Origin of the sequence: Streptomyces sp. NPDC127038, assembly GCF_042725875.1 — a bacterium.
Classification (GTDB): Bacteria; Actinomycetota; Actinomycetes; order Streptomycetales; family Streptomycetaceae; genus Streptomyces.
Map to the genome: position 1 here is coordinate 1 of NZ_JBHXDQ010000098.1, position 21,470 is coordinate 21,470.

Genomic DNA, 21,470 nt, shown 5'->3' on the forward strand with positions numbered 1-21,470 from the left:
CGGCGGTCGCGGTTCCGGATCCGGTGGGTGGGTGGGTCGGGGCCGTGCCGGTGCATCAGGCCGTCGCCGTTGGGTGAGGTGTGACCGTAGGTGGCGACGGCCATCGATGTACCGGCCCGGCCCCGACGGCCCGCGGCCGACTGCGGGAGTGCCGTGGCTTGGGTGCGTGCCTTTCAGCCCCGGCCGGGGGAACATTCAGCCCCTCCGGCGATTGAGGAGCGGGGTCCGGGGCGGAGCCCCGGGGGTGGCCCTTCCCCGGCCCGCCCTTTGGGTTCCGGGGGACATTCAGCCCCTCCGGCGTTTGAGGAGCGGGGGTCCGGGGGGCGGCGCCCCCGGGTACGGGTCGGGTAGGGGCGGAGGGGGCGAGGAAACGTCTGTCCTCGCCCCGGCCCCCGCCGGTCAAAGAGCCCCCGGGTCAGGCGAGTTGGGCCGCGAGGGCGGCGAGGAGGCGGACGACACCGGCGGGCCCGTCGACCACCAGGTCGGCCCGCTCGGCGAGTTCGGCCACCTCGGAGCTGCCGCTGCACACCAGAAGCCCCGGAACCCCGTCGGAGCGAAGCTTGTCGACGGCGGCGAAGGCGGGCAGATCACCCAGGTCGTCCCCCGCGTACAGAACGGCCTCGGCCCCGACCTCCCGCACGTACTCCATCAGCGCGACCCCCTTGTCCATGCCCGGCGGCCGAAGCTCCAGCACCATGCGCCCCGGCTCGACGATCAGCCCGTGCCGCGCGGCAAGCTCACCGAGCGGCTCCCGCAACGCCTCGAACGCGGCCTGAGGATCGGCGGCGCGCCGCGTGTGCACGGCGACCGCCCGGCCCTTCTCCTCGATCCAGGTGCCCTGCCAGGCGCCGATCCCGTCGAGGAACCCGGGCAGCTCGGCGCGGACGGCGGCCACGCCGGGGTGCGGGGCGGGGGCGGTGACGGTGCCGCTCACGGCGTCCCAGCGCTCGGCGCCGTAATGGCCGAGGACGACCAGGTGCTCCAGGCCGGGAACGCCCGCGAAGCCGCCGTGGCGCACGGCCACTCCGGCCGGGCGGCCGGTGACGACGGCGACGGAGGCGACCTTGGGGGCGAGCGCGGCGAGCGCGGGGACCGCGTCGGGGTGCGCGCGGGCGCGGTCGGGGTCGGGGACGATGGGGGCGAGGGTGCCGTCGAAGTCGAGTGCGACGACCGTCCGGGCGGGGTGGGTGAGGATCGCTTCCAGAGCGTCGCGTCCGGCGGGGGTCACCGGAGCCGGCAAGGAGTCCTTGGATTCGGGGTGGCTGCCCATGGCACGACCCTATCCGTGCGACGCCGGACGCACCCCCGACTCACGCCCGGCCGAGCGCCCCGCCACCCGGAACGCCCGGATCCCGCCCCACCAAGACGTTCTCTCGCCCCCTCCGCCCCTACCCGTCCCATACGGGGGCTCCGCCCCCGGACCCCCGCTCCTCAAACGCCGGAGGGGCTGAAACTTCACCTCTCCCCCCGGCGGGCCTCCCGTACGCGGCGGAGTCTGTTCACCGTGACCGGGTCGTGCGCCAGGGCGCGCGGGTCGTTCAGGAGGGCGTTGAGCAGCTGGTAGTAGCGGACCGGGGCCAGGCCCAGCTGTTCGCGTATGGCGCGCTCCTTGGCGCCGGGGCCCGGGAAGCCGCGGCGCTCCAGCGCGAGAATGCTCCGTTCGCGCGCGGGCAGTTCTTCCATGGACAGCACGGTAGTCCCCGGCACCGACAAGCACTCCCGCGAGTGGACTAGACCTTTCCAGGGGTAAAGGGCGACACTGTCCCCCGTGAGACACGTCATCGCCCTCGATGTGGGCGGCACCGGGATGAAGGCCGCCCTCGTCGGGGTGGACAACGAGCCTTCCCCGGACCGCCCCGGCGCGCAGCGCCCGCAGGCCCCCGGGCACCCCGCGCTGCTGCACCAGGCCCGCCGCGCGACCGGCCGCGAGCGCGGGCCCGACGCCGTCGTCGAGGAGATCCTCGACTTCGCCGCCGAACTGCGCGCCCACGGCGAGGAGCACTTCGGCGAGAGCGCGCTGGCAGCGGGCGTCGCCGTCCCCGGCATCGTGGACACGCAGAACGGCGTCGCGGTCTACGCGGCCAACCTCGGCTGGCGCGACGTCCCGCTGCGCCGGCTGCTCGGCGAGCGGCTCGGCGGCGTACCGGTGGCGCTCGGGCACGACGTGCGCACCGGCGGCCTCGCGGAGGGCCGGATCGGCGCCGGCCAGGGAGCCGACCGCTTCCTGTTCGTCCCGCTGGGCACCGGCATCGCGGGCGCCATCGGCATCAACGGCGGCGTCGAGGAGGGCGCGCACGGCTTCGCCGGCGAGATCGGCCACATCGTCGTACGGCCCGGCGGGTCCCCGTGTCCGTGCGGGCAGCGCGGCTGTCTTGAGCGGTTCGCCTCGGCGGCGGCCGTCAGCCAGGCCTGGGCCGAGGCCTCGGGCGACCCCGCGGCGGACGCGGCGGACTGCGCCAAGGCCGTCGAGTCGGGCGACCCGAGGGCGCTGGCCGTCTGGCAGGAGGCGGTCGACGCGCTCGCCGACGGCCTGGTCACCGCGCTCACCCTCCTGGACCCGCGCACGCTGATCATCGGTGGCGGGCTCGCCGAGGCGGGGGAAACCTTGTTCACACCGCTGCGGACCGCGGTCGAACGCCGGGTCACGTTCCAGAAGCTGCCGTCCATCGTCCCCGCCGCCCTCGGGGACACCGCCGGATGCCTCGGTGCCGGGCTCCTCGCCCGGGACCTCCTGAACACCACTCCCACGACTCCCCGGAGGTAACCACCCGATGGCCCCTAGCAAGGTTCTCGCCGGCGCCCGGGTGGTACTGCCCACCGGGATCGTGAACGACGGCCGCGTGATCATCGACGGTCGGCGGATCGCCGGCACGGAGGCCGCCGGCGCGCGGCCGGACGCGGCCCCGGCCCCGATCCCCGCGGACACGCCGGTGACCGACCTGTCCGGCCACTGGGTGGTCCCCGGCTTCGTCGACATCCACAACCACGGCGGCGGCGGGGCGTCCTTCACCTCGGGAAGCGCCGAGGACGTCCTGCGGGGCATCCACACCCACCGGCTGCACGGCACCACGACCGTCGTCGCCTCGACCGTCACCGGCGACATGCACGGCCTCGCCGAGCGCGCCGGGATGCTCTCCGAACTCGCCGAGCAGGGTGACATCGCGGGCGTCCACTTCGAGGGCCCGTTCATCTCGCCGTGCCGCAAGGGCGCCCACTCCGAGGAACTGCTGCGCGACCCGGACCCGGCCGACGTCCGCAAGCTCCTCGACGCGGCCCGCGGCCGGGCCAGCATGGTCACGCTCGCCCCCGAACTGCCGGGCGGCCTCGACTCCGTACGACTGCTCGCCGAGCACGGGGTGATCGCCGCGATCGGGCACACCGACGCCACGTACGAGCAGACGAAGGCGGCCATCGACGCGGGCGCCACCGTGGCCACGCACCTGTTCAACGCGATGCCCGCGCTCGGGCACCGGACGCCGGGTCCCATCGCCGCCCTCCTGGAGGACGAGCGGATCACCGTCGAGCTGATCAACGACGGCACGCATCTGCACCCCGCCTCGCTGGAACTGGCCTTCCACCACGCGGGTCCCGGCCGGGTCGCGTTCATCACCGACGCGATGGACGCGGCGGGCTTCGGCGACGGCCGCTACATGCTCGGACCGCTGGAGGTCGAGGTCGCCGACGGTGTCGCCCGGCTGGTGGAGGGCGGTTCGATCGCCGGCTCCACGCTGACCCTGGACCGCGCCTTCCAGCGTGCCGTGACGGTCGACCGGCTGCCGGTCGAGGACGTCGTGGCGGCCCTCTCCGTCAACCCCGCGCGCCTGCTGGGCCGCTACGACCGGGTGGGCTCGCTGGAGCCGGGCAAGGACGCGGACCTCGTGGTCCTCGACGCCGACTTCGCGCTCAAGGGCGTGATGCGCGGCGGAGAATGGGTGGTCGATCCCCAACTGGGGTGATTCACACCATTGTTGCTTACGGCGGTTGGCCCGGGGGACTGGGCCGACCGCCGTTGTGTTTGGCATGATCGAGCCTCCGGAACCACCGGCGGGCGTCCGACCGGCGCCCAGGTCGCAGAACTCTTCGGGGGAGGTCGTCGCAGGTGATCCTCACGGTCACGCTGAACACCGCTCTCGACATCACCTACCGGGTACGGGCCCTGCGCCCGCACAGCACGCACCGGGTGAGCGAGGTGAGCGAACGGCCGGGCGGCAAAGGCCTGAACGTGGGACGCGTGCTGGCCGCGCTCGGTCACGAGGTGACGGTCACCGGCTTCTCCGGCGGTGCGACCGGCCGCGTCGTGCGGGACCGGCTGGCCGAGTCGGCCGGGGTCGTGGACGCGCTCGTCCCGGTGGAGGGGCCGACGCGCCGCACGATAGCCGTGGTCGACACGACGACCGGTGACACGACCCAGCTCAACGAACCGGGTCCGGCGATCACCCCCGCCGAGTGGGCCGCCTTCCAGGAGACGTACGAGCATCTGCTGCGCTCCGCCTCGGCGGTGGCCCTGTGCGGCAGCCTGCCCCCGGGCGTCCCGGTCGGCGCCTACGCCCAACTCGTACGCACGGCACGCGCGTTGGCCGTACCGGTCCTGCTGGACACCAGCGGCGAGCCGCTGCGCCGGGGGGTCGCCGCCCGCCCGGACGTCGTCAAGCCGAACGCCGAGGAACTGGCCGAACTCACCGGTTCCCACGAGCCGTTGCAGGCCACCCGCAACGCCCGCCGTCGCGGCGCCCACACGGTGGTCGCCTCCCTCGGCGCGAACGGACTGCTGGCCCACACACCCGAGGGCCACTGGCGGGCGACCCCGCCGGTGCGGACCCACGGCAACCCCACGGGCGCGGGCGACTCCGCCGTCGCGGGCCTGCTGTCGGGGCTGGTGGAGAACCTGGACTGGCCGGCCCGGCTCACCCGCGCCGTCGCCCTGTCGGCGGCGACGGTGGCCGCACCCGTGGCGGGCGAGTTCGACCGCGCACTGTACGAGAACCTGCTGACCCGAGTCACGGTCACCACCGAGGCCACCGCTGCGTGAACCCGACGAGGACGTCTCCGGCCCGGGCACATCCGGGCCGGAAGATCGTCTCGGGGGTCAGGAGTTGACCCAGCCCTTCACCAGCCACATCTGGTCGATGAGGGCGTCGCACTGGTTGCCCTGCTCGCAGGAGAGCTTGATGGTGTTCGTGCCCTTGTTGAGCTGGACCCAGTTGTAGGTCTTCGTCCAGCCCTTCTCGTAGTCGCCGCCAGGAGCGCCGGCCCAGTTCTTCAGACCGACAGGCGTGTCGGAGGCCGTGCCGTTGACCGTGAGGGTGGCGGTCTGGTCCTTGCCGGGAACGCTGTAGCCGATGTAGACGCTGTACTTGCCGGCCTTGGGGATGCCGTTCACGGTCCAGGTGAGCGAGGCTCCGACCTGGTTGAAGCCGTTCACGTAGAAGCCGCCGTCGGCCTTCGCGCCCTTCACGTCCGAGGCCGGAGTGGCCCCGCCGTCCAGGCGCAGGGTCTTCGCGTCGATCGTGGGGAGTTTCACGCTGGCGTCGGAGGCCTTGGTCTCCGAGTCGGTGGGGGCCGCGCTCTGGGAGGTCGAGGCGGTGGGGCCCGCCTGGTCGCCCTTCTTGCCGTCGTCCCCGCCGCCCAGCATGGCGACGCTGATGCCGATCACGACGGCCGCGACCACGGCGACCGCGCCGATGAGGAGACCCTTGGTGTTGGGGCCGCGTCCGCGCCCGCCGCCGTCACCGTGACCGGGCATCGGCGTCCGCGCGGTCTGCGCGCCGCCGGGAACGGTCTCGGGGGCTCCGTAGTGGGCGTTCGACTGGCCGTAGCCGCCCTGCTGCGGCACCTGGCCGTACGGGGCGGTGGTGGCCTGCTGGCCGTAGGTGCCCTGAGCGGTCTGCTGGCCGTACTTGCGCTCGCCGACCGCCCGCACCCGGTTGACCGAGCCCGGGTAGCCGTAGCCACCGCCTCCAGAGGGCGGCGTGGCTCCGTTGGCCTGACCGTCGGCGTACAGATAGCCGAACGGGTCGTCCTCCTCGGGCGTGCTCGCGCCGTTGTTGCCGGGCGTCATCCCTTGGTCTCCTCAGCGGGTGCGGTTCTGATGCGGTACACGAATGAATGGCGAGCCTACCCGGTTTCGCTCGGCCAAACGGGGGTCCTTCACCGCATGGACGCACTGACCTGCGTCTTACCCGGCGCGCCGATGCTGTTTGGGACGAGAACGTTTCTCGACATACATCCGTTCGTCAGCGGATTTCAACACCTCGTCCGCCGTCATCCCGCAGTGGGCCCATCCGATGCCGAAACTGGCGCCCACGCGGACGGCCCGACCGTCGACCCTGATGGGAGGGATGATCGCGTTCCGCAGGCGTACGGCGAGGTCCTGCGCGTCCGCCCGGCCGAGCCCGTCGGCGAGCACCACGAACTCGTCGCCGCCGAGCCGGGCGACCGTGTCGCCGTCGCGGACCCCGTGGGTGAGACGGCGGGCGACCTCGATGAGAACCTCGTCACCCGCGTTGTGCCCGAACCGGTCGTTGATCGACTTGAAGCCGTCGAGGTCGCAGAACAGGACCGCGAGCCCCTTGGTCCCGTCGTCGGTCTCGCCCTCGGGGGCCACGGTGTGCACGTGGTGGTCGAAGGCCTCGAACGCCTCCGCGCCGGCCCGGAAGTCGAAGCCGTGCCCGTTCCCGTCGTAGGCCGGGTGGCCGTCGTCGAACTCGCCGGCGAGGTCCGCGTGCCCGTACGCCGCGTCCAGCGAGGCGACCGCGCCCGGCGGCAGCGACTGCGGGCGCCGGCACAGCCGGGCACCGAGCCGGGAGCGCAGCTCGGCGGAGTTGGGCAGACCGGTGAGGGCGTCGTGCGAGGCGCGGTGCGCGAGCTGGAGCTCACGGCGCTTGCGGTCCTCTATGTCCTCGACGTGGGTGAGCAGGAAGCGCGGGCCGTCGGCGGCGTCCGCGACGACCGAGTTGCGCAGGTGCACCCAGACGTAGGTGCCGTCGCGGCGCCCGAGCCGCAGCTCGGCCCGGCCGCCCTCGGCGGAGGTCCGCAGCAGGGTGCCGATGTCCTCGGGGTGCACGAGGTCGGAGAAGGAGTAGCGGCGCATCGCGGAGGCGGGCCGGCCCAGGAGCCGGCACAGGGCGTCGTTGGTGCGCAGGATGCGGCCGTGCTGGTCGCCGCCCATCTCGGCGATCGCCATGCCGGAGGGGGCGTACTCGAAGGCCTGGCGGAAGGACTCCTCGCTGGCGCGCAGGGCCTGCTGCTCGCGCTCCAGGCGGACCAGGGCGCGCTGCATATTCGCGCGTAGACGGGCGTTGCTGATCGCGATGGCGCCCTGGAAGGCGTACATCTGGAGGGCTTCACGGCCCCAGGCGCCCGGCCTGCGGCCGTTGCGCGGCCGGTCGACCGACAGGACGCCGATCAGCTCGCCGTGGCCTCCGCCGCCCCCCGAGACGCTCGGGGTGTACATCGGGGCGAAGAGCCGGTCGGAGGGGTGCCACTCGTCCTCGAAGCGGGGCGCGGGGCCGTCGGTGTACCACTGGGGCACGTCGTCCTCGTCGAGGACCCAGCCCTCGGTGTGCGGTATGAACCGCAGGTCGCCCCAGGACTCGCCCATGGTGAGCCGGCGCTCCCAGGAGGCGCGGGAGCCGACGCGGCCGGTGATGAGGGCCTCGGCGGCGGAGTTCCCGGCGAGGGCGGCGACGACGAGGTCGCCGTCGGGGCGTACGAGGTTGACGCAGGCCAGCTCGTAGCCGAGCCCGGTGACCACGCCGTCCGCGACGGTCTGCAGCGTGTCCGCCAGGCTGCGGGCGGTGTTCATGTCCGCCATCACCTGATGCAGCTGCCGCAGGGTCGCAAGACGGACGTAGGGCTCCGACTCGGTCTCCATTCGCCCTCCCCTCGAGACCTCGCAGCAACTCCAGGGTTCCCTCGGCGTTCTGGGTGCTCTTCGGTTCCGTGCTGACTGTCCGGCGCTCCCCCTGGAACCCCTTCACGCCGTACTGCTTGGTAGCTTCCCCCCGTAACGCCTCAGCCACTGAATCACAGCGCGCTCCCCACTCGGTACACAGGGTCAACAAAATATGGCTCCTGTGACTCAAGTCACAGCGTAACCTGAGCAATTGAGTGGAGTTTCTGCATTTCATTGTGCGTTTGCAGAATGCGTTGTCGACCGGCCGTGCAGAACCTGTGCACGCCCGTGACCCGTCGTACGAGTAGGAATGAGAGTAAGGCCACCGCGGCCCTTCTCCGTCCCCGGACCTAGGTCCCGGATCGGCCCGAGGTCCGATGCGGCGCACTCGGTGCGGAGACTAGCGTTTCGGCGTGCTCACGACTTCCCCCGCTCTCCCCGTCCCCGCGTCCGTGCATGCTGAGGGGGTGAGCAACGACGAGTTCCGCGCCGCCATGACCCGGCTGGCCGCGGGCGTGGTCCTGGTGACCGCGCACGAGCCCGCGCTGGCCCCCGACGGGCCGCGCGGGGAGGACGTCGGCATGACCGCGACCGCGTTCATGTCCGTCTCGCTGGAGCCGCCGCTCGTCCTGGTCAGCCTGCGCGAGGGGTCCCGGATGGACGACCTGCTCGACGAGCAGCCGCTGTGGGGGGTCTCCGTGCTCGCGGAGAGCCAGCGCCACATCGCCGGCCGCTTCTCCATGAAGGGCCGCATCAGCGACCGGCTCCTCTTCGAGGACATCCCCTACGTCCGCGGGGAGGCCTCCGGGGCGCTCCTGATGGGCGGCGCGCTGGCCACCCTGGAGTGCAGCACCGAGCAGCGGATCGCCGCGGGCGACCACACCCTCGTCGTCGGCCGCGTCCTGACGGCCCGGGTGCCGAGCGCGGACGGCGGCCCGCTGACGTACTTCAAGGGCCGCTACCGCCAGCTGGGCTGAGACGGCGGGGCCCGGGGACCCGGACGCGGGTCCTAGCCCCAGTCGCGGCCCGTGCGGCCCCTCTTGGTCTCGGAGCGGGCCTTCTTCTCGCGCAGCCTGCGTTCGTTGATGCCCCGCGGGATGCGGGTGGCGCGGCGCGGTCGGGGCGGCGGCGCGGTGGCCTCGGCGAGCAGGGAGGCGAGGCGCACGGCCGCCGTCTCGCGGTTGCGCCACTGGGAGCGGTGCTCGGAGGCGCGCACGCTGACGACCCCGTCGACGAGACGGCCCTCCAGCTTGGCGAGGGCGCGCTCCTTCCAGACGGGCGGCAGCGCCTCGGTGGCGGCCAGGTCGAAGCGGAGCTCCACCTGCGTGTCGCTGGTGTTCACGTGCTGCCCGCCCGGCCCGCCGGAGCGCGAGAAACGCCACATGAGCTCGGCCTCGGGCAGGGAGACGGAGCCGCGGATGACATAGGGACCGGACATGCGTTCATGGTCGCCCGCGCGGCCGGTCCGCGTCACCCCTTTTTCGGGGTCGGCCGGGGCGAAGGGGGGAGTCCGGGTAAAAATGGTAAAGACAGACGGAACCTCGGGTACCCCCCTTGGCGTTCATAGGGGTGACGGTAGCTTCGTCCCCAGTACGAAGCCCGTACGTCACGAGGGAAGGGACTCCCAACAATGGCTGTAAGCCTGTCCAAGGGTGGCAACGTCTCGCTCACCAAGGAGGCACCGGGCCTGACCGCCGTCACCGTGGGCCTCGGCTGGGATGTCCGCACCACCACGGGCACCGACTTCGACCTCGACGCCTCGGCCATCGCGGTCAACACCCAGGGCAAGGTCTACTCGGACGCCCACTTCGTCTTCTTCAACAACAAGCAGACGCCGGACAACACGATCGTCCACACCGGTGACAACACCACGGGTGAGGGCGCCGGCGACGACGAGGCGATCAACGTCAACCTGGCGGGTCTCCCGGCCGACATCGACAAGATCGTCTTCCCGGTCTCGATCTACGACGCGGAGAACCGCTCGCAGAACTTCGGCCAGGTCCGCAACGCGTACATCCGCATCGTGAACCAGGCCGGCGGCACCGAGATCGCCCGCTACGACCTCTCCGAGGACGCGGCCACCGAGACCGCCATGGTCTTCGGCGAGCTCTACCGCAACGGCGCCGAGTGGAAGTTCCGCGCCGTCGGCCAGGGCTACGCCTCGGGCCTGGTCGGCATCGCGCAGGACTTCGGCGTCAACGTCTGACCGTCCGGCACACGCACCTGACGAGAAGAGCCCCCGGACTCCGGTTCACCGGGGGCTCCTCTCGTGCGCGGTTCACGGGTGGGCCGGCTTGCCCTTCCCGTACAGCCAGTCCTTCCAGATCCCGCTGAAGTCCTTGCCGGGCGCGGCCTTCTCGACGTACGCGGTGAACTCGGCGGTGTCCGCGTTCGCGTGCCGATGGGCGGCCGCCCAGCCCTGGACGATGTCGTAGAAGGTGTCGTCGCCCACGAGTTGACGGATCTTCTGGAGGACCATCGCGCCGCGGTAGTAGACGGGCGGGTCGGAGATCTGCGCCGGGCCGGGCGGGTTCGCGGGCGGGAAGGCCCAGATCTCGCCGCTGTCGACCGGTTCGTAGTAGTCGCCCTTGTAGAGGGAGTCGAAGATCTTCTGGGCGGAGTCGCCGCCGTGGTCCTCCTGCCACAGCCACTCCGCGTAGGTCGCGAAGCCCTCGTTGAGCCACATGTCCCGCCAGGACCTCGGGGTGACCGAGTCGCCGAACCACTGGTGCGCCAGTTCGTGGACCAGGGTCACGGTGTCGGGGGCGCCGGGGAAGACGGGGCGCGTCTGGGTCTCCAGGGCGTAGCCCACGTCGTCGGGGCGGTCCACGATCGCCCCGGTGGAGGAGAAGGGGTACGGACCGAAGTTGTACTCCTCCCAGTCCATGATCCCGGGGATCCGTCCCAGCACCTTCTCGCTCGCCCGCTTCTGTTCCGGGTCGACGGCCACGTAGACCGGCAGTCCGTTCCCCGCCTTCGAGCGGGTGATGTCGTAGTGCCCGATCGCGAGGGTCGCCACATAGCTCGCCATCGGTTCGGCGGTGTGCCAGGCGTAGGTCGTCCTGCCGTCCTTGGTCGACTCGCTCGTCAACTCGCCGTTGGAGACGGCCTGGAGGCCCTTCGGGACGGTGATCGTGATGTCGTACGAGGCCTTGTCGGAGGGGTGGTGGTCGCCGGGGAACCAGGCCATCGACCCCGTGGGCTCGCCGAGACCGAGGGCGCCGTCGGCCGTGCGCAGCCAGCCCTCCTTGGAGGCGTCGGCGTCCGTGATCGTGCGGGGAACCCCGGAGTAGCGGACCTTCGTGGTGAACGTCTCGCCCCGGTCGAGGTCGTGCCGCGGGCGCACGGTCAGCTCCTGGCCCGCCCGGCTCCAGCCGGCGCCGCGGCCCTCGACCTCGACGTCGGAGACCCGCAGCCCCAGCAGGTCGAGGTGGAAGGCGCTGAGGTCCTGGAGGGCCCGCGCGGTGATCTCGGCCGTTCCCGTCAGGCGCTTGTGCCCGGGGTCGTAGGAGAGGGTGAGCCCGTAGTGCGTGACGTCGTACCCGCCGTTGCCCATCTTCGGGAAGTAGGGGTCGCCGACACCCGCCGTGCCGGGCTTCCCGTGCACGGCCTCCCCGCCGCAGGCGGTGAGGCCGGCGACGAGGGCGAGAGCCAGGGCAAAGGGGGCGGCGACGGAGGATCGGGGCACATCAGCGATCCTAGGCCGCCGTGGGGCGCCCGGGGCGTGACACCATCACCTCGTGCTCGACATCGGTTACGCCCTCTCCAACCGCTTCCCCGACCCGCCGCAGACCGACTACCGGCGCGCGGACGTCCACGCGCTGCGGCACGACCTGTTCTGCGGTGACGTGTACCTCGCCGACACCAAGACGGACGATGAGGTGTCCACGGGCTGGGGCTGGGTGCCGGTGCTCGACTTCGCGTGGGCGCTGTGCGACATCGTCGAGCAGCTCGACCGCGACCCGCTCGGCAGCCGGGCCTCGCGGCCCCAGCAGGCGGAGCTGGACTTCACCGAGTCGACCGACCGCATGCTCTTCGAACGCCGCTTCGGCTGGGTGGACATCGAGGCCGACTGGATGCGGAGCGACGAGGAGCCGCTGACCGTCTCCCACACCGAGCTCCGCCGCGAGGCCCGCGACTTCCTGCACGACCTGCTCGCGGACCTCACCGACCTGCACGAGGACCTGGCCGAGAACCCGGCGATCTGGACGCTCCAGGCCCGCTTCCCCCGGGTCTCCTAGGGCCCGTCCCGGGCGGTGACCGGGTCGGTGGCCGCCGGGGCGCGCGACCGCCCGGGGGCGGGTGCCCGCCGGGCGGTGACCGCGGCCGGCGGGGCTCAGGTCCGCTCCGGACCGCCGTCCACCCGTACGCCGAGCGCCGCCGCGAGCACCGGGGCGAGGTCCAGGAGCTGGTGGGTGCTGATGACCGCGCCCGCGAGCCGCTCCACCCCGCGCGCGATGTCCAGTTCGGCCGCCGCGCGCAGGTCCACGTCCACCAGGGTGGCCTCGGTGAGGTCCGCTCCCCTCAGGACGCAGTCGACGAACTCCACCCGCTCCAGACGTGCGCCCCCGAAGTCCGGCTCGACCAGGACACAGTTCTCGAAGACCACGTCCTTGAGCCGCGCCTTGCGCAGGTTCAGATAGTCGATCTTCCCGCCGCGCACGACCACCCGCTCCAGGACGGAGCCGTGCAGCTGCACCCCGCCCATGCGGGCGTCCACCAGCTCGACGTCGCGCAGCGTCGACTCCGCGAGATCGGTGCCGACCCCCCGGATGCCCGTGAGGACCGAGTCCAGCACGCGCGCGTGGTGCAGCCGGGTCTCGTCCAGCGCGCAGCCGGTCAGCGCGCAGTCCATGAAGCGGGCTCCCCCGCCGTCCTGCCCGGCCAGGTCCGCCTCCCGGAACTCCAGCCCGTCGTAGTCCCCGTCCGGCTCCAGCCCGCCGCCCTCGTACGGCTCCAGCGGGGGCAGCCGCAGCTCCGGCCGCCGTGCCGCCTTCGGCCCCGCCCCCTGCGCCTTCGCACCCGTACCGCCGCGCCCGCCCGCCACTCTCCTCGCCATGCCCCCATCCTGCCCGCCCCCACCGACAACCGGCGCCTTCCGGGACCGCCTTGACCTCAAGCGGGCTTGAGGTTGAAGCCTGGTGACGCGACCCCGCAGATCCCGCAGCCCGAGGAGCCCCCGATGTACGCGATCCGTCTGCACGCCTTCGGTCCCGCCGGGAATCTCGTCCACGAGCGGACCGAGGACCCCGAACCCGGGCCGGGCCAGGTCCGGATCGCCGTGGCCGCCGCGGGCGTCCATCTCCTGGACACCGCGCTGCGCGAGGGCATGCGGGGCGGCCCGGCCCCCGCGCCCGTCCTGCCCACCGTGCCCGGCCGCGAGGTCGCCGGAACCGTCGAGTCCCTCGGCGAGGGCGTCGCCGGGCTCTGGCTCGGCCGACGGGTCGTCGCCCACCTGGGTTTCGCCCCCGGCGGGTACGCCGAACTGGCCGTCACGGACGTCGAGCGCCTCCACGACATCCCCGGGAACCTCGACTTCGCCCAGGCCGTCGCGATGATCGGGACGGGCCGTACGGTCATGGGGATCGTGCAGTTCGCCGAGTTCGGCCCCTCCTCCGTGGTCGTGGTGCCCGCGGCCGCGGGCGGGATCGGCACGCTGCTCGTGCAGTACGCGCGCCACGCGGGCGCGACCGTGGTGGGCCTCGCGGGCGGCCCGGAGAAGGTGGCGAGGGCCCGCGCGAACGGCGCCGACCCGGCCGTCGACTACACCGATCCCGGCTGGCCCGGCAAGGTCCGCGCGCACCTCGGCGGACGGGCCGCGACCCTCGTGCTCGACGGTGTCGGCGGCGACGTGGCCCGGGAGGCCGTCGCGCTGCTCGGCCCCGGCGGCCGGCATCTCGTCTTCGGCTGGTCGGGCGCGGGTCTGCCGGGCGGCTCCCCATACCTCGTGGAGGGGGTGTCCGAGCAGGTGCTGGGCCCGGTGATGATGCGCCGGGCCGGCGGCCCGGACCCCGTACGGACCCTGGAGCTGCGGGCCCTGGCGGAGGCCGCCGCCGGGCGGCTGGTCCCGGCCGTGACCCGCTTCCCCCTCGCCGAGGCGGCCGCGGCGCACCGGGCCCTGGAGAGCAGGGCGACGACGGGGAAGGTGGTGCTGGAACCCTGAGCACGGGCGGGCGGAATCCGCCGCGCGGGCGATGCCACCGCACCGCGCGAGGCGATATCGCTCAAAGATGCGGATCATGACGATTCATGGTGTTCTGAGCCAATGAGTGTCACCCGGACAGGTGAACCGGACGCGCCGGTGGGTCCCGACCCCCATCGCTGGTGGGCGCTGGTGGTCATCGCGCTCGCCCAGCTGATGGTCGTGCTGGACGCGACGATCGTGAACATCGCCCTCCCCTCCGCGCAGCGGGACCTCGGCATGTCCGACGGCAACCGGCAGTGGGTCATCACGGCCTACACGCTGGCCTTCGGCGGGCTGCTGCTGCTCGGCGGGCGGGTCGCCGACCTCGTCGGACGCAAACGCACGTTCATCATCGGACTGATCGGCTTCGCGCTGGCCTCGGGACTCGGCGGCGCGGCCACCACCTCCGGCATGCTGTTCGGCGCCCGCGCCCTCCAGGGTGCCTTCGCGGCGCTGCTCGCGCCCTCGGCGCTGTCCCTGCTGACCACGACGTTCACCGATCCCAAGGAACGCGGCAAGGCGTTCGGCATCTACGGCGCGCTGGCGGGCTCGGGCGCGGCGATCGGCTTCATCGTGGGCGGTCTGCTGACGGAGTATCTGAACTGGCGCTGGTGTCTGTACGTCAACATCCCCATCGCGGTCATCGCGGTCTTCGGCGCGTTCGGGCTGCTGCGCGACCGGCCGGGCCACAAGAACGTGCGGCTGGACGTGCCGGGCGCGGTGCTGGGCTGCGGCGGGCTCGTGGCGATCGTCTACGGGGTCAGCGAGGCCAACTCGCGCGGCTGGTCGGACGCGCTGGTGCTGGGGCTGATCGTGGGCGGGATCGTGCTGCTGGCCCTCTTCGTGTGGTGGCAGAACAGGGCCCCGAGTCCGCTGCTGCCGCTGCACATCGTCAAGGACCGCAACCGCGCCGGCTGCTTCCTGACGATGGGGCTCGCCATCATCGGCATGTTCGGCGTGTTCCTGTTCATGACCTACTACCTCCAGGTCATCCTCGGGTACTCGCCGGTGAAGACGGGCCTGGCGTTCCTGCCGCTGACCGTCGCGATCATCATCGGTTCGACGCAGATCTCGGCGCGGCTGCTGCCCCATGTGGCGCCGCGCAAGCTGATGGTGCCGGGCATGCTCCTCGCCGCCGGCGGCGTGGCGATGTTCACGCGGCTCACCGTCGAGTCCGACTACGCGGGCGAACTGCTGCCGGGTCTGATCCTGATGGGCCTCGGCATGGGCCTGACCTTCATGCCGGTCTTCGCCACCGCGACGGCCGGGGTGGCCCCGCAGGACGCGGGCGTGACGTCCGCGACGGTCAACACCTCGCAGCAGGTGGGCGGTTCGATCGGTACGGCGCTGCTGAACACGATCGCCACCACCGCCAGCACGGCCTACATCACCGCCCATCTGCGCAACCCCGCGCAGAAGGCGCTGATCGTCCGCGAGGGCATCGTCCACGGGTACACCGTGGCCATCTGGTGGGCCACCGGCTTCATGCTGCTGGCAGGCCTGGTCGCGGGGCTCATGGTCACGGCCAAGGCCCCCAAGCACGTGGCGTCGGGGGCGGCGGTCCCGGAGTCGGTGGGCTGACCGCGGGACCACTGCTACCCGCCCGGGGCGGTCAGTGGCGCCCGGCCACCCGGTCCGCGATCCGGGCCAGCCGGGACGACTCCGGGCCGTGGGAGGTCAGTTCGCGGCGGTCGGCCGTGCGGTAGGTCGCGTACATGCCGTGGACGCCGATCCAGCGGAAGGGCTCCGGCTCCCACTTGCGGACCTTGTGGCCGACCCAGGGCAGCTCGGTCAGCCCGGTCGCGCCCGCCTCCCCTGAGTCCTGGCGCACGAGGTCGCGCAGGGTGCGGGCGGCGAGGTTGGCGGTGGCGACGCCCGAGCCGACGTAGCCGCCGGCCCAGCCGAGACCGGTCGAGCGGTCCAGGGTGACGGTGGCGCACCAGTCGCGCGGGACCCCGAGCACACCCGACCAGGCGTGGGCCACGCGGACGCCGGCCAGCGACGGGAAGAACCGGACGAGGATCTCGTACAGGGCGTCGACGGTGGCGTCCTGGGTGCGGCCGTCGTTGTCGGTGCGCGAGCCGAAGCGGTACGGGACCCCGCGGCCGCCGAGCGCGATCCGGCCGTCGGCGGTGCGCTGGGCGTACATGTAGGCGTGGGCCATGTCGCCGAGCGTCTCGCGGCCCTCCCAGCCGATCTCGGCCCACTGGCCCTCGGTCAGCGGCTCCGTCGCGATCATGGAGGAGTTCATCGGCAGCCAGGTCCGCTTCTGGCCCTTGAGGTTCGCGGTGAAGCCCTCGGTGCAGCGCAGGACGTAGGGGGCGCGGACGGTGCCGTACGGGGTCACGGCCTGCCGCGGGCGGATCTCGGTGACCGGCGTCTGTTCATAGATGGTGACGCCGAGCGCCTCGACGGCGGCGGCGAGGCCCTTGACCAGCTTCACCGGGTGCAGCCGGGCCCCGTGCGGGGTCCAGGCCGAGCCCAGCGCGGCCGCGACCCGGATCCGTGCGGCGGTCTCCTCGGCGCCGTACAGCTCGCGGTCCTTCTCGCCGAACGACAGCTCGTGCTCGTGGAACGCCTTCAGCCGCGCGAGCTGGGCGGGCGTGTACGCCACCTCCAGGACGCCGCCCTGGTGGATGTCGGCCTCGATGCCCTCCTCGGCGGCGGCCCGGACGACCTCGTCCACGGTGTCGTTCATGGCCCGCTGGAGCCGTACGGCCGCCTCCTGGCCGTGCAGCCGCGCGTACCGGTCGCGGCCCGCGATGCCGTTGTAGAGCCAGCCGCCGTTGCGCCCCGAGGCCCCGTAGCCGCAGAACTTCTGCTCCAGGACGGTGACCCGCAGGGAGGGGGCCGCCTTCTTCAGGTAGTACGCGGTCCACAGTCCGGTGTAGCCGCCGCCGACCACCACGACGTCCGCGGTCGCGTCGCCGGACAGCGGCTCCCGGGGCGCGGGCAGACCGTCGTCCGCGTACCAGAAGGAGACGCCACCGTTCACGACCTTGCTCACCGAGCTGCTCATGCCGGGACGTTAACCCCGGTGAGCTGCGACTGTCTCCTTCGGATTCCATGCTTTTCCGCGCCCTCTGGTCAACGGATAACAGGCCAGACCGAGGAGGACCGAGGTGAAATGCCCGAGATCGGTGAAGGTCCGCCCGGTCACGAGGGGAATCCCGTACACCCCCGCGAGGACCACGAGATACGCGTACCTCCAGGGCGGCGCGATCCGGTAGGTGAGCACGCCGACCACCCCCGCCAGCGCGTAGCTCACCCCCACGTCGAGGGTGTCGACCGCGGAGTGCGGTGCCACGCCGTGCTGGATCGCCCAGAGCAGCGCCCCCTCGCTGACCAGCGTCGACACGACGTGCGCCACCACGTTGACGGCGAGCCAGCGGGCGGTTCCCAGCCAGCGTTCGGCCGGCGCCTGGAACACGGTGTAGAGGACGGCGTACGGCACCCAGCGCCCGCCGTCGATCCACATCGCGCTCGCGAACAGCACTCGCACCGGGTTGTTCGACAGCTCGTGGAGGTTGGTCGAGCGCTGCCGCAGGAAGTCCTCTTCGAAATCCGGGGACATGTGGTGCAGGGCCACGGTGGTGATGAAGAGAATCGCCAGCCAGACGTACGTGCCCGGCGCGCCGCGCACGTACGTCCACACCCTGTGGAAGAACCGCTCACCCCGCATGGCCTGCTTCACCCATGCCAGCAGTGTCCCGTATGTGACCGACATTCCGGATGAGCCGCCCCTGTCGAGCGGGCCTCAGGTGCGCGAGCGGGCGGACCGGCGTCACCGGACAGGCCCTACGCTCGGCCCATGATCCGTGTCGCGACGCCCGAAGACGTCCCCGTCATCCACGCCCTGGTCCGTGAACTCGCCGCGTACGAGAAGGCCCCGGAGGAGGCACGGGCCACGCCCGAGCAGCTGCGAGAGGCGCTGTTCGGACCGGATCCGGCCGCGTACGCGCACATCGCCGAGGACGACACCACCGGCGAATCGGTCGGCTTCTCGCTGTGGTTCCTGAACTTCTCCACCTGGCGCGGTGTCCACGGCATCTATCTGGAGGACCTGTACGTACGCCCCGCCTCACGCGGCGGCGGCCACGGCCGGGCCCTGCTCGCCGAGCTCGCGCGGATCTGCGTCGAGCGCGGCTACCAGCGTCTGGAGTGGTCCGTCCTGAACTGGAACCGGCCCTCGATCGGCTTCTACGAGTCGCTCGGCGCGCGCCCGCAGGACGAGTGGACGGTGTACCGGCTGACGGACGGGGCGCTGGAGGCCCTCGGCGGGCGCGCCTGACGCCCGGCCACCGGAACGCGGCGCCGGCCACGGGGACGTTCCGCCGCGTACACGACACGCCCCTGTGAAATGGCCGAATCGACCGAGTGTTCGTAACGGCTCTCGCTACTCTCTGGTGCCGTGGACGTCACTGATGGTGCGGGACTTCTCCGCTTCTCCTTACTCGGTCCGCTGCGCGCCTGGCGGGGCGAGAGCGAAATCCCCCTCGGCCCGCCGCAGCAACGGGCCGTGCTCGCGGTCCTGCTGCTGCGCCGCGGGCGCCCGGCCGGCGTCGGCGAACTCGTCGACGGCCTCTGGGGGCACGACCCGCCGGCCGGGGCCGTCCCCGTGCTGCGCACCTATGTGTCACGGCTGCGCAAGCTGCTGGAGTCCGGCCGGGCCCCCGGCGCCCCGCCCCGGCTCCTGGTCTCCATCGGCGACGGCTACGCCCTGCGGACCGAGGAGATCACCAGCGACCTCGGCGAGTTCGAGGAGAACCTGGCGCGGGCCGAACGCCGTCGCGCCCGGGGCGACAGCCGCGGCGCCGCCCGGCTCCTTGACACCACCCTCGCCGACTGGCACGGCACCCCCCTCGCCGGCGTCCCCGGGCCGTTCGCCGAGGCCGAGCGGACCCGCCTGGCCGAGCGGCGGCTGACCGCCCTTGAGTACCGGCTCCGCGTCGAACTCGAACTCGGACGCCACGAGGCGGTGCTGCCCGAACTGGTGGCACTGCGCGCCGCCCAGCCGCTGCGCGAGGCCGTCTGCGAACTGCTGCTGGTGGCCCTGTACCGCTGCGGCCGGCAGGCCGAGGCCCTGGAGGTCTACGCGAGCACCCGCCGCACGCTGGTGGACGAACTCGGCATCGAACCCGGACCCTCCCTGCGCACCGCCCACGCCCGGCTGCTGGCCGGGGACTCCGACCTGTCGCCGCCCCCCGTTCCCGTCCCCGCCGCGGACACCGATACCGCGGACCCCGGGGACGGCCCGGACGACGGACCGGCGGACGACCGGGGCCGGGACGATCCGCCGCGCGCCGGAGGTGACGTACACCCCTCCCAACTCCCGGCCGACCTGCCCCTGTTCACCGGACGGGACACCGAACTCGGCCAGGTGGACGCGCTGCTGCCCGGCGAAGGACACCCGGAGACGGCCGTCATCGGGCTCATCAACGGCATGGCGGGAGCGGGAAAGACCACCCTGGCCGTGCACTGGGCGCACCGGGTCGCCCACCGCTTCCCCGACGGCAGCCTCTACGTGAACCTGCGCGGCTACGACCGGGGCGGCTCCGTCATGGACCCCTCCGAGGCACTGGAGACCTTCCTCGTCGCCCTCGGCGTGGCACCGCAGGCCGTCCCCGAGGGACTCGACGCGCAGGCCGCCCTCTACCGCAGCGTCCTGGCCCGCCGACGCGTCCTGATCGTGCTGGACAACGCCCGCGACAGCGCCCAGGTACGGCCGCTGCTGCCCGGCACCCCTGGCTGTCTCGTGATCGTCACCAGCCGCAGCCGGCTGACCGGACTCGTGGCCGGGCACGGCGCCCACCCGCTCACCCTCGGCCCGCTCACCGCGGACGAGGCCCGCGCGATGCTCACCCGCCGCCTCGGCGCGGCCCGCGTGGAGGCCGAACCGGAGGCCGTCGAGGCCATCGTCGGACTCTGCGCCCGGCTGCCGCTGGCCCTCGCCATCGTGGCTGCACGGGCCGCCCACCACCCCGGCTTCCGGCTCGCGGACGTCGTGGAGGAACTCCGCGAGACCCACGGCAGCCTGGACGCCTTCGCCGGCGGCGACGCCCACACCGACGCGCGCGCCGTCTTCTCCTGGTCGTACCACGCGCTGCCGCCCGCCGCCGCGGAACTGTTCCGCCGGCTGTCCCTCCACCCGGGACCCGACATCGGCACGGCCTCGGCCGCTGCCCTGGCCGCGGCACCCGTCCGCCCGGTACGCGCCCTGCTCGCCGAACTCACCGGCGCCAGCCTGCTCGGCGAACACGCGCCGGGACGCTTCGCCTTCCACGACCTGCTGCGCGCCTACGCCCGCGAACTGGCCGACACCGAGGACAGCGCGGAGCGGCGCGAGGAGGCGCTGCGCCGCATGCACGACCACTATCTGCACACCACCCACCACGCCTCCGCCATCATCAACCCGCTGCGCGAGACCCTTTCCCTGCCGCCGAGCACAACGGACGGCGGCACCGTCCGGTTCACCGGACGCAGACAGGCCATGCGGTGGCTGCGCACCGAACGGCACGTCCTGCGGGCGGTCGTCGAGCACGGCGCCGCCCACGGCTACGAGCACCACGCCTGGCGCACCGCCGCCGGCCTCGACCTCTACTTCGACCGGCTCGGCTTCTGGCACGACCTGATGGAGATCAATAGCGCCGCGCTGCGGGCCGCGCGGGCCGTCGGCGACCGGACCGGCGAGGCGCACGCCCTGCGCGGCCTGGGCTTCTTCCACACCCGCTTCGCTCACTCCGCCGAGGCGCAGCGGGACCTCGGCCGCGCGCTGGAGCTGTTCCGGGCCGAGGGCGACGGGCCCGGCGAGGCCCGCACCCGGCGCTGTCTCGCCTACCAGGCCAACGGCGAGGGCCGGTTCACCGTCTCGCTCGACCACTACACCCGAGCCCGGGAGCTGTACCGGGCCGAGGGCAACGTCAGCAGCGAGGCCGTCGTCCTGAACGAGGTCGGCTGGACGTACATCCTGCTCGGCGAGCACGACAAGGCGATGGAGCACTGCGAGAAGGCCGTCGCCCTGCACCAGGAGACGGGCGATCCGATCGGCGAGGCCGCGGCGCAGGACAGCGTCGGCTACGCCCACCACCAGCTGGGCCAGTACGAGGCCGCCGTCGAGCGCTTCGAGCGGGCGCTGGCGCTGTACCGCGAGGTCGGCGACCACTATCTGGAGGCGGACACCCTGCGGCACATAGCCGACTCCCGGCTCGCCGCCGGGGACCGCGAGGCGGCGATCGGCGCCTTCCGCGCGGCGCTGGCCCTCCTGGAGGAGAACGCCCACCCCGAGGCCGCGGATCTGCGGGAGACCCTGCGCGATCTGAACGCGGCCGAGCCCGCGGGGGACGGCCCGGCGCGGCCGGGGCCCGCCTGACATCAGGTCACGTGCCGTACCCG

General features: G+C 72.8%; 19 protein-coding genes. 10 read left to right on the forward strand and 9 right to left on the reverse strand.

The genetic code is table 11. The annotated features are described in order from the left end of the window. Window positions 1-415: 415 nt before the first annotated feature. The gene (otsB, locus tag ACFWI4_RS38595) at window positions 416-1,270 is read right to left on the reverse strand and encodes a trehalose-phosphatase (protein ID WP_387206044.1); all 855 of its coding nucleotides are present in this window, start codon (window positions 1,268-1,270) and stop codon (window positions 416-418) included. A 185-nt stretch (window positions 1,271-1,455) separates the two neighbouring features. Beyond that, entirely contained in the window at window positions 1,456-1,683 is a 228-nt protein-coding gene (locus tag ACFWI4_RS38600; RefSeq protein WP_339130095.1) for a DUF3263 domain-containing protein, read from the reverse strand. Window positions 1,684-1,768: 85 nt separating this feature from the next. Here ACFWI4_RS38600 and ACFWI4_RS38605 point away from each other — a divergent pair, with 85 nt between their 5' ends. The 3 genes from ACFWI4_RS38605 to ACFWI4_RS38615 all read left to right on the forward strand — a co-directional run bounded on the left by ACFWI4_RS38605 (window position 1,769) and on the right by ACFWI4_RS38615 (window position 5,029). Further along, complete coding sequence (locus ACFWI4_RS38605) at window positions 1,769-2,764, forward strand: ROK family protein (protein ID WP_387206046.1); 996 nt, start codon at window positions 1,769-1,771, stop codon at window positions 2,762-2,764. Window positions 2,765-2,771: 7 nt separating this feature from the next. Continuing rightward, window positions 2,772-3,956, forward strand: a complete 1,185-nt coding sequence (nagA, locus tag ACFWI4_RS38610; RefSeq protein ID WP_385395012.1) for an N-acetylglucosamine-6-phosphate deacetylase — start codon at window positions 2,772-2,774, stop codon at window positions 3,954-3,956. A gap of 143 nt (window positions 3,957-4,099) precedes the next feature. Beyond that, window positions 4,100-5,029, forward strand: a complete 930-nt coding sequence (locus tag ACFWI4_RS38615) for a 1-phosphofructokinase family hexose kinase (RefSeq protein WP_387206048.1) — start codon at window positions 4,100-4,102, stop codon at window positions 5,027-5,029. A 57-nt stretch (window positions 5,030-5,086) separates the two neighbouring features. Here the strand turns inward: ACFWI4_RS38615 and ACFWI4_RS38620 are convergent, their stop codons facing one another. Both ACFWI4_RS38620 and cdgB read right to left on the reverse strand, forming a co-directional pair. Continuing rightward, a complete protein-coding gene (locus ACFWI4_RS38620) occupies window positions 5,087-6,058 on the reverse strand; it encodes a CBM35 domain-containing protein (RefSeq protein WP_387206050.1) in 972 nt (323 codons plus the stop codon). A 117-nt stretch (window positions 6,059-6,175) separates the two neighbouring features. After that, window positions 6,176-7,873 (reverse strand): diguanylate cyclase CdgB, encoded by a 1,698-nt coding sequence (gene cdgB, locus ACFWI4_RS38625; RefSeq protein ID WP_385395003.1) that lies wholly within the window; start codon window positions 7,871-7,873, stop codon window positions 6,176-6,178. A 434-nt stretch (window positions 7,874-8,307) separates the two neighbouring features. Here cdgB and ACFWI4_RS38630 point away from each other — a divergent pair, with 434 nt between their 5' ends. Further along, window positions 8,308-8,871, forward strand: a complete 564-nt coding sequence (locus tag ACFWI4_RS38630) for a flavin reductase family protein (protein ID WP_387206053.1) — start codon at window positions 8,308-8,310, stop codon at window positions 8,869-8,871. A gap of 32 nt (window positions 8,872-8,903) precedes the next feature. Here the strand turns inward: ACFWI4_RS38630 and arfB are convergent, their stop codons facing one another. Further along, a complete protein-coding gene (arfB, locus tag ACFWI4_RS38635; protein ID WP_385395000.1) occupies window positions 8,904-9,332 on the reverse strand; it encodes an alternative ribosome rescue aminoacyl-tRNA hydrolase ArfB in 429 nt (142 codons plus the stop codon). Window positions 9,333-9,524: 192 nt separating this feature from the next. On the opposite strand from arfB, the gene ACFWI4_RS38640 reads away from it, so the two are divergent. After that, the gene (locus tag ACFWI4_RS38640) at window positions 9,525-10,100 is read left to right on the forward strand and encodes a TerD family protein (protein WP_385394998.1); all 576 of its coding nucleotides are present in this window, start codon (window positions 9,525-9,527) and stop codon (window positions 10,098-10,100) included. A gap of 72 nt (window positions 10,101-10,172) precedes the next feature. Here ACFWI4_RS38640 and ACFWI4_RS38645 read toward each other — a convergent pair whose 3' ends face one another. Then, window positions 10,173-11,582: a M1 family metallopeptidase gene (locus ACFWI4_RS38645; protein WP_387206055.1), complete on the reverse strand. Its 1,410-nt coding sequence runs from the start codon at window positions 11,580-11,582 to the stop codon at window positions 10,173-10,175. Between the two features lie 52 nt (window positions 11,583-11,634). On the opposite strand from ACFWI4_RS38645, the gene ACFWI4_RS38650 reads away from it, so the two are divergent. Then, on the forward strand, window positions 11,635-12,135 hold the full coding sequence (locus ACFWI4_RS38650) for a hypothetical protein (RefSeq protein WP_385394991.1): 501 nt from the start codon (window positions 11,635-11,637) through the stop codon (window positions 12,133-12,135). Window positions 12,136-12,230: 95 nt separating this feature from the next. On the opposite strand, the gene ACFWI4_RS38655 is transcribed toward ACFWI4_RS38650, so the two are convergent. Then, window positions 12,231-12,953, reverse strand: coding sequence for a pentapeptide repeat-containing protein (locus tag ACFWI4_RS38655; protein ID WP_387206057.1), 723 nt, complete (start codon window positions 12,951-12,953; stop codon window positions 12,231-12,233). 123 nt (window positions 12,954-13,076) lie between these two features. On the opposite strand from ACFWI4_RS38655, the gene ACFWI4_RS38660 reads away from it, so the two are divergent. Together ACFWI4_RS38660 and ACFWI4_RS38665 are read left to right on the forward strand one after the other, a co-directional pair. Beyond that, on the forward strand, window positions 13,077-14,057 hold the full coding sequence (locus ACFWI4_RS38660; RefSeq protein WP_387206059.1) for a zinc-binding dehydrogenase: 981 nt from the start codon (window positions 13,077-13,079) through the stop codon (window positions 14,055-14,057). A 102-nt stretch (window positions 14,058-14,159) separates the two neighbouring features. Then, the gene (locus ACFWI4_RS38665) at window positions 14,160-15,659 is read left to right on the forward strand and encodes an MFS transporter (RefSeq protein ID WP_387206061.1); all 1,500 of its coding nucleotides are present in this window, start codon (window positions 14,160-14,162) and stop codon (window positions 15,657-15,659) included. 31 nt (window positions 15,660-15,690) lie between these two features. Here ACFWI4_RS38665 and ACFWI4_RS38670 read toward each other — a convergent pair whose 3' ends face one another. Both ACFWI4_RS38670 and ACFWI4_RS38675 read right to left on the reverse strand, forming a co-directional pair. Continuing rightward, window positions 15,691-17,097, reverse strand: a complete 1,407-nt coding sequence (locus ACFWI4_RS38670; protein WP_387206063.1) for an NAD(P)/FAD-dependent oxidoreductase — start codon at window positions 17,095-17,097, stop codon at window positions 15,691-15,693. Between the two features lie 9 nt (window positions 17,098-17,106). Continuing rightward, window positions 17,107-17,760, reverse strand: a complete 654-nt coding sequence (locus ACFWI4_RS38675; protein WP_385395624.1) for a rhomboid-like protein — start codon at window positions 17,758-17,760, stop codon at window positions 17,107-17,109. 129 nt (window positions 17,761-17,889) lie between these two features. Between ACFWI4_RS38675 and ACFWI4_RS38680 the strand changes: the two genes are divergently transcribed. Both ACFWI4_RS38680 and ACFWI4_RS38685 read left to right on the forward strand, forming a co-directional pair. Continuing rightward, window positions 17,890-18,369 (forward strand): GNAT family N-acetyltransferase, encoded by a 480-nt coding sequence (locus ACFWI4_RS38680; RefSeq protein WP_387206065.1) that lies wholly within the window; start codon window positions 17,890-17,892, stop codon window positions 18,367-18,369. 120 nt (window positions 18,370-18,489) lie between these two features. Beyond that, a complete protein-coding gene (locus tag ACFWI4_RS38685; protein ID WP_387206067.1) occupies window positions 18,490-21,447 on the forward strand; it encodes a BTAD domain-containing putative transcriptional regulator in 2,958 nt (985 codons plus the stop codon). The last annotated feature ends 23 nt before the right edge of the window (window positions 21,448-21,470 follow it).